This window comes from Spirosoma utsteinense (assembly GCF_014282275.1).
GTDB lineage: Bacteria > Bacteroidota > Bacteroidia > Cytophagales > Spirosomataceae > Spirosoma > Spirosoma utsteinense.
Map to the genome: position 1 here is coordinate 117,317 of NZ_VFIA01000008.1, position 12,655 is coordinate 129,971.

At 56.3% G+C, this 12,655-nt stretch carries 11 protein-coding genes; 2 read left to right on the forward strand and 9 right to left on the reverse strand.

Annotated elements, in window-relative coordinates:
- The first annotated feature begins 26 nt into the window (after positions 1 to 26).
- Entirely contained in the window at positions 27 to 3,263 is a 3,237-nt protein-coding gene (locus FH603_RS08385) for a sensor histidine kinase (protein WP_186737018.1), read from the forward strand.
- Here FH603_RS08385 and FH603_RS08390 read toward each other — a convergent pair.
- From FH603_RS08390 to FH603_RS08400, 3 genes are all read right to left on the reverse strand, one after another.
- Positions 3,252 to 3,794, reverse strand: a complete 543-nt coding sequence (locus FH603_RS08390) for a 3'-5' exonuclease (protein WP_186737092.1) — start codon at positions 3,792 to 3,794, stop codon at positions 3,252 to 3,254. The two genes, FH603_RS08385 and FH603_RS08390, sit on opposite strands and share 12 nt — an antisense overlap.
- 176 nt (positions 3,795 to 3,970) lie before the next feature.
- A complete protein-coding gene (locus FH603_RS08395) occupies positions 3,971 to 5,458 on the reverse strand; it encodes a S41 family peptidase (RefSeq protein WP_186737019.1) in 1,488 nt (495 codons plus the stop codon).
- 135 nt (positions 5,459 to 5,593) lie between these two features.
- Positions 5,594 to 6,049: an ABA4-like family protein gene (locus FH603_RS08400; protein ID WP_186737020.1), complete on the reverse strand. Its 456-nt coding sequence runs from the start codon at positions 6,047 to 6,049 to the stop codon at positions 5,594 to 5,596.
- 71 nt (positions 6,050 to 6,120) lie between these two features.
- On the opposite strand from FH603_RS08400, the gene FH603_RS08405 reads away from it, so the two are divergent.
- Positions 6,121 to 7,806: a cryptochrome/deoxyribodipyrimidine photo-lyase family protein gene (locus FH603_RS08405; protein WP_186737021.1), complete on the forward strand. Its 1,686-nt coding sequence runs from the start codon at positions 6,121 to 6,123 to the stop codon at positions 7,804 to 7,806.
- Positions 7,807 to 7,825: 19 nt separating this feature from the next.
- Here FH603_RS08405 and FH603_RS08410 read toward each other — a convergent pair whose 3' ends face one another.
- From FH603_RS08410 to FH603_RS08435, 6 genes are read right to left on the reverse strand one after another with little or no spacing between them, the layout of a single operon-like run.
- Positions 7,826 to 8,917 (reverse strand): serine hydrolase, encoded by a 1,092-nt coding sequence (locus tag FH603_RS08410; RefSeq protein ID WP_186737022.1) that lies wholly within the window; start codon positions 8,915 to 8,917, stop codon positions 7,826 to 7,828.
- Between the two features lie 23 nt (positions 8,918 to 8,940).
- The gene (locus FH603_RS08415) at positions 8,941 to 9,603 is read right to left on the reverse strand and encodes a hypothetical protein (protein WP_186737023.1); all 663 of its coding nucleotides are present in this window, start codon (positions 9,601 to 9,603) and stop codon (positions 8,941 to 8,943) included.
- 29 nt (positions 9,604 to 9,632) lie between these two features.
- A complete protein-coding gene (locus FH603_RS08420; RefSeq protein ID WP_186737024.1) occupies positions 9,633 to 10,400 on the reverse strand; it encodes a hypothetical protein in 768 nt (255 codons plus the stop codon).
- A 27-nt stretch (positions 10,401 to 10,427) separates the two neighbouring features.
- The gene (locus FH603_RS08425; protein ID WP_186737025.1) at positions 10,428 to 11,390 is read right to left on the reverse strand and encodes a DUF4097 family beta strand repeat-containing protein; all 963 of its coding nucleotides are present in this window, start codon (positions 11,388 to 11,390) and stop codon (positions 10,428 to 10,430) included.
- Positions 11,387 to 12,001, reverse strand: a complete 615-nt coding sequence (locus FH603_RS08430; RefSeq protein WP_186737026.1) for a hypothetical protein — start codon at positions 11,999 to 12,001, stop codon at positions 11,387 to 11,389. The genes FH603_RS08425 and FH603_RS08430 overlap by 4 nt, the downstream gene beginning before the upstream one ends.
- Complete coding sequence (locus tag FH603_RS08435) at positions 11,998 to 12,570, reverse strand: RNA polymerase sigma factor (protein WP_186737027.1); 573 nt, start codon at positions 12,568 to 12,570, stop codon at positions 11,998 to 12,000. Before FH603_RS08435 ends, FH603_RS08430 begins: the two co-directional genes overlap by 4 nt.
- Positions 12,571 to 12,655 lie beyond the last annotated feature (85 nt).

Sequence of the window (12,655 nt, forward strand, 5' to 3'; positions counted from 1 at the left end):
CCTTAGTTCTACCTTCCTCTGTTACGATGCGTTTACTTTTACGCGGTATCTGTCTGGCTGTCGGCTGGGGCCTATTGGCCCCGTCTGCCTGGTCACAAATACCCCCGACGCCCGATATGGCGTTTCGGGTCGATCATATCGGCGTCAACAACGGACTGACACAGGGGTCCGTTTACTCGATGCTGAAAGATAGCCGGGGCTTTTTGTGGTTTGGCACCCAGGATGGCCTCAATCGATACGACGGACACCGGTTTCGCACGTTTCAGCCGACCAGCCTGCCCGTGTCTCCCGCAGACTCCGCCCGCTTGCCGTCGGGTGCTATCCGGGGCATTAATATTCTCGGCATCGTTGAAGACCCGGAAGGTAATTTGTGGATCGGCACCGAAGACGGCCTCAACCGCTACGACCGTCGGCGCGACCGGTTCGACTGCTTTCTGGCTACCGGGCCTGCGAAAAAGCAATTGTTCAGCCGGACCGTCCCCTTTCATGCCAGCCAGACCGAACTACTTTACCTGAGCGATGCCGAGGGGCTGGTTCGGTTTAATTACAAGACCCATCGAAAGACGATCATATCGGCCGATATCCGCCTGAACCAGGAGTATGACCTGCCCAACTCGACCGTACTAACGGCCACAGGCGATGTCTGGCTACACGCGCCCAGGGGGCTGATTCGCTATAACCTGCACAACCGGACCCTGTCGCGCTATTTCAGCGATCGGCCCGACAATCGCTTTGGTCCCGCCCGAATCGTCTTTTCCTTCTTTGTCGATGCCCGGGGTATTGCCTGGCTTGGCACCGATACCGGCCTGATCCGGTTCGATTACCACCACCATACGTTTCAGTCATACGACTGGCAGGGTACCCAGCCCGTGAGTGCCGTCTACAGCATTGCGCCCGACCGGCGCGGCCGGCTGTGGCTCGGCACCCAGCGCAATGGTGTTTTGTATTTCGATGAGCGGTCGCACCTGTTCGGTCAGGTCGATGTGTTCACCAACGTAAACCAGCGGCTGAGCGAATTCGAGATCAACAAGGTGTATGTCGACGATCTGGGCATCATCTGGGCCAATGTAGACCCGAACGGGCTGGCGCGCATCATCCCCGATGCTTTCCTGTTCAATGGCCTCACCAAACGGCAGTCGGTGGCGCTGCCGTCTCCTGAGCAGCGGCTCAGCAGTTACACCATCCGGGGGTTTCTGGAAGAACGGTTCGACCGGGTGTGGATTGCTACCTCGAACGGCATCGACGTAATCAACCCGCAAACCAACCAGGTGGTAAAGCGCTACCTTACCGGGCAGAATCAGGGAGCTTTACCCCTGCACAACATCGCCCGGAGTATCTACCGCGATCCGCAACACCGTATCTGGGTTGGCGCACCGGGCGGTGTACTGGCCTTCGATCCTGAAAAGCAGACCTTCAAACCAATTCCGTTCTCCGACAAAACCAGCCACGTAACCGATAATTACGTGCGCAATATGATAAGCATCGACGACTCCACGCTGGTGGCCGCTACCGAGGATGGTTTGTATTCGCTGAATACGGCCCGGCACAGCTGGTCGAAACTGGCGATAATGGAAAACGAGAACGTATTCAGCCTCTGGTATGATGCGCCTGCCCGTCAATTATGGATCGGCACCTACCTGAACGGCTATTGCTGCTATCAGTTGCCGGACCATGCCGGGGGCCCCTGGCGCAAGATCCGGTCGGGCCTGGCGGGGTATATGGTGCTCCACCTGCGCCCCGATCCGGCCCGCCGGCTGCTGTGGCTGGCTACCAACCAGGGGTTGGTGGCGTTGCAGCCCAAAACCGGGAAAACAACCGCCTATACTACCAAACAGGGGCTGGCTAACTCATTCGTTTACGGCTCCCTGGCTGATGGCCGTAACAGCATCTGGCTCAGCACGAACCGCGGCATCGCGCGACTCGATCCGGCCACGGGGACCATCAAGAACTTCGACCTCAACGACGGTCTGCAAGGGTATGAATTCAATGGCAACGCCTACTTGCAAACAGCTTCGGGTGAGTTGTATTTTGGGGGCGTTTGTGGGTTTAACCGGTTCCGGCCCGACCAGTTCCATAGCTCGCCGGTCAGTTCGCCGGTTCATATCTACAGTTTCAATGTCAACGAGGAACCGTTCCGCTCCGATGAATACGTGGGGGAACGCAATCAGATCGACCTGGAGCATGGCCAGAACACGATTTCGATGGAGTTTGCAGCCCTCGACTACCGGAGCAACGGCCGTAACGCCTACCAGTATCAACTTACCCATTACGACCCGCACTGGGTTATGGCCGGCGAAAAGAATTATGTCCGGTACGCTAATCTGCCGCCGGGCAACTATATATTCCAGGTAAAGGCAGCCAACAAGGATGGGCACTGGAGCCACCAGAGCCGCCAGCTCAGCATCCGGATCAGCCCGCCTTTCTGGCAAACGATCCCGTTTGTCCTGTTCTGCATCGTCCTCATCCTGCTGGGCATACTAGCCTGGGTCCGGCAACGCGAAAAAGCCATTCGCCACCACCAGGCCGACCGGCTTCGACTGGCCTACAGCATTCAGGAAAAGGTTAAAAAAGACATTGCCCGCGATTTACACGACGAAATTGGAACCCGGCTGGCAACCATCAAGCTCTACACGACGCAGCTGACCCAGCAGGCGGTTGAAACCCCGGAAATCCTGTCGCTCAAGACTACTATCTTCGGCCTGCTCAACGATACGATCAACGACATCCGGAACCTGCTTCGCAAGCTGAACCCTCAAACACTGGAGCAGCATGGCTACGTCGTTGCCGTAGAAGAGCTTTTCGCCCGCGTCAGTGCCAGCGGTGTCATCAGCACCGCGCTGCATGTGGGCGAGGCAGATGCCGATCAGGCGTCCAGACCAGACGCGCCCCCCCCGGCCCGCCCATCGGCCGATACCGAAGTGATGCTATACCGGATAACGCAGGAACTGCTAAGCAACTCGCTCAAACATGCCAATGCACAGCGTATCGAGCTACATATTCAGCAACAGCCCGACCGGATGCTGCTGGCCTATAGCGACGATGGACAGGGTTTCGACTACGACAAAGCCCGGCGCACGGCATCGGGCCTGGGCCTGGGTGGTATCGACTCGCGGGTGGCGATCCTGAACGGAAAAATAAACTGGCAGACCCAGCCGGGATTCGGGACAAGTGTGCAGATCGAGGTACCAACCGGTCCGGCCAGTCTATACCTGCGGCATAGCTTCCGAAACCGGGTTCCTTCGCCGACCAGCTCAGCGGGATAGCGGAGGGGTCGACAGCACACGCGGGATCAACCCCTTATCGTCGTGCCGCAGCAGCATCTCGAATAACCGGACCGTAGCAGCAGCGTCACCCTGGGCACGGTGGCGACCGTTAAGGGGAATATCGAGCGATTGACAAAGCTTGCCCAGGCTGTAGGACGGATAACCGGGAATGAGCTTGCGGCTCGTTCGGACAGTGCAGAGGGTTTGGCGGAAGTAATCATAGCCAAGCCAGCCCAACTCCTTCTTGATGAAATTGAAATCGAAGCCTACGTTATGCGCCACAAAAACAGCATCCTTTGTAATGTCGAGCACCTCCCGGGCCACATCGGCAAAGACAGGAGCGTCGGCAACCATGGCATCGGAAATACCGGTCAGGTGCCGAATAAACGGAGGGATGGGGCATCCCGGATTGAGCAGGGAGTGAAACGAATCGACCACCTGCTGCCCATCATGGCGGAAGATAGCGATTTCGGTCAGGCGAGTGGGGCCATTTACGCCCCCCGTGGTTTCTACGTCAACGATGCAATACACGAAAGATAGTTTGTGCGGACTTGCCAACATTGGGTTGTTCGCCAGAACGGATCAACACCACCGGCATTCCGGGCAGTTCATAGTCTTTTAGCTCAATCATACAACTAAAAACTAAGTACAAAGGTGCAAAAGTAGCGCTCCACCTGACAATGCGATGCGCTGGTACCGAAAAAACGTTAGCGTGAGGCCTGCAACGGACGGGACCTGACCGGTTGCTTATCCAGACTGGATAGACCCGGCCGGATTACGATGCCCTCCCGGATTAGCCGAAGCGTATAGGCCAGTACGTAATCGCGGTTGGTGAGCACGTCGTCGTAGGTGCGGGTGACCGTAAAATCCGGCTCGACCGTGAATCCATTGGCCCGGTCGGCACCAACCGAATGGATCAGTTTCTTGAGCGGGATACGCACCTGCATCCGCGAGTTAGGGAGTGTAACCGTTTTAAAATGACCCGCAAAATCGCCCCAGTAAGCACTGCCACTGGCTTCGCCAACAAACGTCCCCATACCCGCATCGAGCGTTTTGGCCAGCACCGACGTAGCCGCCGAAAACGAGGCCCCATTCATCATGAAATACAGGTTGCCGGTAAACGCCTTCCGGTGATAGGGCCGGTAGCGGTGGCGCGCCGACCGGCTGACGAAGCCTCCCGACCGGGTGGAACGGTATCGCATGCTGAAATTCAGCGCCGACAGGGGGTTCCAGCGGGTAACGAGTTCGGCGCGGGCCGCGCTCTTCATTTCTTCATGCTCCATGACCGAAAACGAACCGGGCATCCAGTACCGTAACAACCGGGCCGAGTTCATGACAATGCCGCCCCCGTTTCCCTGCATGTCGACCACTAAATTCTGGATATTCTGGCGTTTTATCGCCCGAAACGACTGCTTGAGCCGCCGGTTGAAGGCCCACTGGAACGGGTCCATTTTCTTGACGCCCATGAAAGAAGATACCCGCAGCACGGCCGTTCGGGTCAGCGAATCGACAACGCGGACCGACAGGTTGGGGCGGGTGTCGAGTTCATATTGGTACCGCTTGTGTAATGTGGCCCGGAAACTGTTGAGCGTTGAGCAGCGTACGCGGGTTTGCCGGATAAGCGTATCGGCGGTCGACCGGTAGGTAATGCTGATCGAATCGGCAGAGCCGAACCAGGCCGCGTAATAATCGGCAAACTGCACCAGGCTCCACTGCCGCCGACCGGTGAGGTTGTCGCCGTCGGAGCCGGAATGGTCGTATTCCATCAACTCCCGGTGAAGATCGGCCACCGGGCGGTTATTGATGGTCAGCAGTTCGGCACCCCGCTTCAGGCTGGTGTCGGCCGAAACGTTATGGCTGATAAAATATTCGTCGCCAACGGGACGGATAAAAAACGGAATGAACCGCGTTGACCGGCCAATAAAATTTTTGCGGTGGTTCAGGTTCGTGTGCCCGTCCTTGAGGGCCGTAACGAGCGGACTGACGTGATGAAAGAACGCCAGGTAATCCATAGGGGCCGTCAGCCGATTGTAGAGTGAATCGTACAGCTGCTCCATCCGAAACTGGGGCGTGTAGAAACCCATTCCGGGGTGTAGCAGATCGAGCTTTCGCTTGAGGAAACCAAGGTCCTGACGGGCCTCAACGGGGGTGATGGTCTGGGCAACTGTCAGCGGCTGATGCAGCCCGATAGACATAGCAATCAACAAAAGAATTCGAACGGGAGTCTTCACTATAAGTTACGGTATAAAGCCAATCTATCGGCTTCGTAGTTAATCCGTGAATATAGAAAGGCCCCAAACTATTGTCAAGCAAAATTGTTTAGGATACGATTAAAATTTTGTTTGTTCCTGATTTGGCAGAACCAGCCGCAGCAATCCATACCCAACCAATCCGCTTGGTCCCAGAATAAAACACAGGACCATACACGGAATAAGCCAGCCATGATGGATACTCCTCGACTGCCCGTCGCGCAGGATATAGCTCCCCGCCACCAGATCGAAGGCCAGGTAGTGGATCCATCCGGCCAGGGCGGCTTCTTTCTGGCCACCCCCCATCAGCGACATAACGCCCTGCAAGGTGCTGAACGCCCCGAAATCGAGCGTTGCGCCGTTGCCCGCTACCGGTGCTCCAAACAGCCAGTACAGATACATGACGCCCAAAATCATAGGAACAGGCAGCCGTTGAGTCAGCAGCTGTGTCATACGCCAGCGCGGAGCCACGATCATCATAATCCACTGGGGCAGCACCAGCAGGTTGGCATACTGAAAAGCGGTTTCCGGGGTCATGCGTGCGTTGATTTCGGGTGGGTGAAGCTAAACAAATATATAGTACAGTCGATTGTATCAGACCTGAAACCATGATCCATCGCCCGGCCCTCGACATTCTCTGGTTCAAGCGCGACCTGCGCCTGCGCGACCATGCCCCGCTACAGGCGGCCATAACAGCGGGCACGGGCGTTCGGAAACGGCCGCTGCTGCTGCTCTACTGTTTTGAACCTTCAGTCATCGCCGACCCGAATTACGACCCACGTCACTGGCGGTTCGTGCGGGAATGCCTGGCCGACCTGAACCAGCAACTGGCAACGCTGCCCACGCCACCCGACCACCCGCCGGCTGAAGCGAGTCTGGTCCACGAATGGCTGCCGTTCGAGTTCGACGATGAACCCGACCCAACACCCCCTGAAACAGGCCCGCCAGCCGTTTGGGTTTTTCACCGCGAAGTACTGGACGTGTTGAAGGCGTTGCAGGCCCGGTTCACCATTAACACCCTTTTCTCGTATGAGGAAACCGGTCTGAAAGTGACCTACGACCGCGACAAGGCCGTTGCGCAGTTTTGCCGCGACGAGGGGGTTGCCTGGCAGGAATTTCAAAGTAATGGCGTGATCCGTCGCCTGAGAAACCGCGACACCTGGGCCGACGCCTGGCAGCAAACCATGCGTGCCCCGCAGCAGCATCCCGACCTGAGCCGCTGGTATCCGGCCAACCTGCCCGACAGCTGGTATCAGGCAGCGCGCGGCCCCGACCTGCCCGCCGACTGGCTGGCACCGAACGCCCTGTTCCAGCCCGGTGGCGAACACAACGCCTACCGTTACCTGAACAGCTTTCTGACCGAGCGCATCGCCCTGTATGCTGCCTCCATTTCAAAGCCGCTAGCCAGTCGCCGGGGGTGCAGCCGGGTATCGCCCTACATCGCCTGGGGCTGTCTGAGCATCCGGCAGGTGTACCAGGCGCAGGCACTGGCCGCCAAACAAACGGCCCTACCCGGCTTGGGGAGGCAGTTCAATGCGTTTGCCTCCCGGCTGCGGTGGCATTGCCACTTCATTCAGAAATTCGAAGGGGAAGACCGGATGGAGTTCGAGAATGTAAATCGCGCTTTCGATGGCATCGAAAAGAACGAAAACGCCAGCCAGTATGCGGCCTGGCGGGACGGGAAAACGGGTTACCCGCTCGTCGACGCCTGTATGCGCTGCCTGACCGCCACCGGCTATATCAACTTCAGGATGCGCGCCATGCTGACGTCGTTCCTGACCCATCATCTTCTGCAACACTGGCAGGAGGGCGGCTGGCATCTGGCCCGGATCTACACCGATTTTGAGCCGGGCATCCATTACGCCCAGATTCAGATGCAGGCGGGCATGACGGGGACCAACACCATCCGGATTTACAACCCGGTGAAACAGTCGCAGGACCACGATCCGCAGGGCATTTTCATCCGGCAGTGGGTACCGGAGCTGGCTAAGTGCCCCGTCGCCTACATCCATGAGCCATGGACGATGCCGCCCCTGGAGCAGGCTATGTACCATTTTCAGGTCGGTGTCGACTATCCCGACCCTGTTGTAGACATCATGATCTCGGCCCGCGAAGCGCGCCTGAAACTTCACCAGCCCCGCAAGACCAGGACGGGAGAGGAAGAAAAAGAACGCATTCTGAAGAAACACGCGATACCCCAGTCCGACCGGTCGAAAGACGATGGCGGGCGAAAAAAACCAAAAAAGTCGGCGACGGGGAAGGCGTCAGCAAAAAAGATAGCAGCCAAGGGCTGACCGGCGCTGGATTACCAGCTTACGGGATCAACGCAGCAACCGTCTTCCGGTAGCGGTTGGTTTGCACACAATTGATGAGGAACGTGTTCAGGTTTTGCTGAAGCATACCCGACTCTGCGGGGGTGAGGTTATTGAAAAACACAACCAGCTCCGACCGGTTACCATCTTTCGTGGTCGCATACAAGGCGTTGGTAAGCACGAACGCTGTCGATCCGCCTTTCATCCCAATGTGTTCATAAACCTGCCGATTACCGGAATTGACCGCAAATGGCCATTCCATTATCTGGTCCAGGTACCCCTGAACGGCCGGTTTATAATAGGATCGCTTGCTCAGCTTCTGCATGACCGATGCGTATTCCTGCACGGTTGACGCCGTGAGCCGGTCTGACCATAGTTTTTGCAGATCCATATCTGGAAAGATGAACTCCTTTTTGAACGAACCGTCGACAACCTGCTTCAACCGCTGGTGAATGGCACCTGCCTGCGCTTCATAGGCCTTTGCCGACAACGCGCGAACCTGCTGAAGGGTAGCCTGTTTAGTAGCTGTCGAGTAGATCATCAAACCGGACACCATATAAATCAGTCGTTCGTGTTTACGGAGCCCCAGTTCACGCAGGTTGGCGTTGATCGCATCCAGCCCCAACCGATCCATCAGGTATTCGGTGTTCGCGTTGGAGCTGTACCGGATCATCCCTTTTGCCACTTCCAGCAACGATACACTGTCTTTTTTGATAAGCGACTGAGCTAGCAGGTTTGCTTTCCACTGTGGATGTGCGTCCCCGTCGGTGTTGAGCAGATAGTACCGGTCGGTGTCGGCAATAGGAATCAGTTCATTGGCCTTTATCTTGCCCGTAGCAGCCTGTTTGGCAAATTCGATGGCTACTATTGTCTTGACGGCGCTGGCCAGTGGGAACAGCTGATCGGGCCGAAGGCTCACCAGCGTTGTATCATTACGAACCAGGAAAACCGCCGATCGCGCTGGATTGGCCCGGATGAACGTAACAACCGGGTCGTCGGCGCTGGACACGTCCTGAGCGAGAGCAGCCGTTGAAAAGCTGTTAAGCAGCACGCCCAGCGCGGCAAGGAAGGCAAATGGAATAGTCCGTCTCATGCTGTGCAAGGTAAGAAAAGTGATTACAAACCCAGACCAATGTAGATTGAGGCCGATATAGCGAAGCGATTGGGACGATTAATGGCATAAGCAGGCCCAACGGTCCAGTCGATATACCCAAAGCGGCCCAATCGGCGCTGGACGCCAAAACCAATACCTACCCAATTATCAGCGTCAAGCGACTGAACCTCCCCGGTTTGCTTCATCCTTTTACGACCCAGCAAGTACGGGCTGGCCTGGAGCGTCAGGTATTGATTGGAGAAATTATTGGCGCTTTTACCGGTTCGCCTACGTCGGTTCTGCGCGTAGTACCAGCGCCCGGCCAGCGTACCCCGCAGGGTCACCTCATCAAACTGGTTTCCCACATGCCCGTAACGAGTTCGAAGGAAAGCCAGTACCGATAGCGCCGGAATAAGTTTATGTTCAACACCCAGCTCTGTTTGCAGGCCGTAGGCCGGACCAACATAGCCCGCATAGCCTAGCTCAGGCACAGCACCAAGCTTGAACAGGGTTTTCTCCTCTACCTGCGCCCTGATAAATTGCCGGTAGGCTTTCACAAACCGCTTTGTTGGCGCAGGTTGCAGGCTATCCAGTTCCTGAGAAGTTTCCGTCTTCGCGGAATCGGGCTGCTGCGCCTGAACGCATAAGCCCGTACCGAACAGGGCGATTAATAGTAGCGACTTCATAAGCGTAAGGGGTTGGAAAGTCGGTGAGCCTACCAGCCTAGGCCGATCATGGCATTCAACTGTAGCGATAGCTGATACCTTAAATTCATTCCGTAGAACAACTCAGGCCCGGCGTTGATATCAATGTAGCCTAACCGCCCTATCCGGCGTTGCACCCCGTATTGCATTCCGACGCGAAACAGACTATTGCCCAATAACTTAGAGTTTCTTTTCCGATCAACGACTTCCCCATTTACCCAATTAAAAAGTTGCTCCTGTCTATATTGACTCAAGGCCTGTGAAGTAGTAAAACCAATGTAATTTCCACTAAAATTATTCGCTGACGTTCCCTTTTTTATCCGGTTTGCCATACCATGATAATAACGAAAACCTGCTTTCCACTCTACATCAAGGACGTTTGAGCTTACTACCGTACGTACATTAAAGGGATTTATACCAATGGGAAGGTTACCGGTTGGAAGGCGGTAGTCGGTGTAGCGCCAATAGCTGTTCAGGCCAGCCAAAAAGGAGAATGAAGGACTTATTTTTTGTTCAACAGCCACTTCAGCGTTAATGCCTACCCGGTTCTTCAGTATCTCTAATTGGCCATCGGTACCACGATCCATTCCCGGCCAGATGCCCACTTTGATCAATGTCTTTTCTTCTACATTGGCCCGGGTGATATACCGGATAAATCGCTTGACTTCGCTTTTCGAGATCGACGCATCTTCGGTTTGGTACTCCGTCCGGACCGAGTCGGATTGGGCTTGTGCTACTATGGTAAGCAGCAATATGACAGAAGTATAGAGGTAACGCATGCGGAAGGTTGGTTTAGTTAAGTAGGTTTAGCGATCTACAAGTGGCTTTTCGCCCTGGATGACAACCGGGCTGTAACTGGTCTGAATCTGGATTTCGGGCTTTCGGGCACCGGGCGGCTGGTACGTAAAGGTTTGCTTACTACCGTAGCGGCCCCGTTCGCCCACGACCGATTCGGGCACGCGGATGTCGGCAAAGGTGGCAATGACATCGTACCCAAAATCGGTCAGCCGCCGGGGAGCCAGCAGAATCTCGGTACGGGCGGCTTCAATGTGTAGCGCATCCAGCGTAGCCGCGTTCGGCACGACCGTTAGTTTACCGTAGCGGCTCATGATACGGCTCGACCCACCAAGGTCGCGCAGGCTGATGTCTGCTTTCTCCGCTTTGCAAATCAGGACCGCGTTGACGTTTCGCCCGTCGATGTCGCCATAGTCAGACGTGATGGTCAGCTTGCCCCCCATATCGTCCAACGTCAATCGTCCGAATTCGAACCGGAGCGTTACGTCGCCCGAGAGGTCACTCAGCCGAACGTCGCCAAACGAGTTCGTGAGCTGAACGAGGGCCTTTGCAGGCAGGTTAACATCGTAGACAGCCTTCAATTGAGCCTGTAGTTTGCCTGCCCGTTGCGGAATGACAAAGTGGTTCGATAGCTCCAGGTCGTTGCCCGCTGGCTGTAGTGTATAGTGGTGGTAGCTCACTTCGCGTTCCGCTACGGCCCGGTCAGGATGTTTCGCAACCAGCCGAAGCCGGACCGAAACCGTAGGGCGGTTCCAGCCCTTTAGTGTTACATCGGCCTTCTGCGCGTTCAGCCGGATACGCTGCCCGTCGACATACGGAAACTCCTTCTCTATAACCTTCGTCACGACCTGCACGGGTGTCTGCGCATAGAGGCTGGGGACAAACGACAGGATAAACAATGTTAACTGACAGACGAATGCCCGTTTCTTCCCGTTTCCCGGTGGTCGCTCTGCGTTGAAAAGAGCCGTGTTCATGAGCGCAGGAGGGTAATAAGTTCTTTGGTCACTTCGGCCCGCTGGTTCTCGACTTTCGCCTGAGCCCGTACCAGCGCGGGGTCATCGCCAAACGTTTGCCGTTCGTTTTCCAGGCGTTGCTGTTCGCTGACCAGTTCGGTTAGCTGGTTGCGGAGTTCATGGACCTCGGGACGCTGGCACGCCAGTGTCTGCTCGGCACACTGCCGGCGGATGAACTCCTCGGCCTGCTTTCCGGCATCGGTGCGGTTGCCGGTCGTTGACGAAGCCGCTGGCCAGTCGCCACCCGTTTCTACCGCATACTCGATACGTTCGCTACCCACCGTACTCGGCTGCCAGCATAGCCATACGCCAATTAGGATCACCACTGCGGCCGCTGCCAGCCCCGCCCACAGTGGACGTACGATCGGACCACGGACTTCAGTCCGATTGGTATCAATTACAGACGGACTGAAGTCCGCGGTACGGTCCCACAGACCGGCTTTGGGCTCGTACTGGGGTAGTTCGGTTATTGCCCGGCTCAGAATCTCGTCGCTGTCGAGATCGGCTTCGATCCGTGCCCAGAGGTCAGGATGTGGATCGTACTCGGGCAGTTGCTTGTGGAAGTCCTTCATGATAGACGCTGCCGAAGCAGTTTTTTGGCGTAGCTCGTCTGCGATTTCGACGTACCCTCCGAAATTCCGAGCATGGCGGCAATCTCTTTATGGGCATACCCTTCTACCTCAGCCAGCAGAAAGATCGTTCGGGCACCATCGGGCAGGGTTCGGATGGCGGCATCGAGTTCAGCTCCCGTCAGTGTGTCGCGAAACGGAGCAGGCTGATCGTGGATGGTTTCATCGAGGGTCAGAAAACGCCCTTCCTGCTGCTGCTTGCGAATGGCCTGCCGCACCACGATCGTTTTGATCCAGCTACCCAGCGTGGATCGAAACGCAAACTGACCCAGGTGCCGGAATACCTCGACAAAAGCATCCTGCAAGACATCGTTCGCGTGGTCATAGTCACTGGTGATCCGGTAAGCGGTTGAAAACATCGCCCGTTTGTAGCGTTCATACAAGGCTCGCTGGGCCGATCGCCGGTCGGGCAGATCCGCCGATAGACACCCCCTGACGAGGTCTCGTTCCACCGGGTCGCCCTCGGTCGAATCATGGTCGGATATATCGGGCGGTGTTGCCAAGCGGAGCATGGGGTTTGCAGTTGCTTCCCAACAAAGGGTAACGAGCGAGGCAAAAGGTTGGAAGTGGCGGGAATAAAAAATGATTGATCTGCTT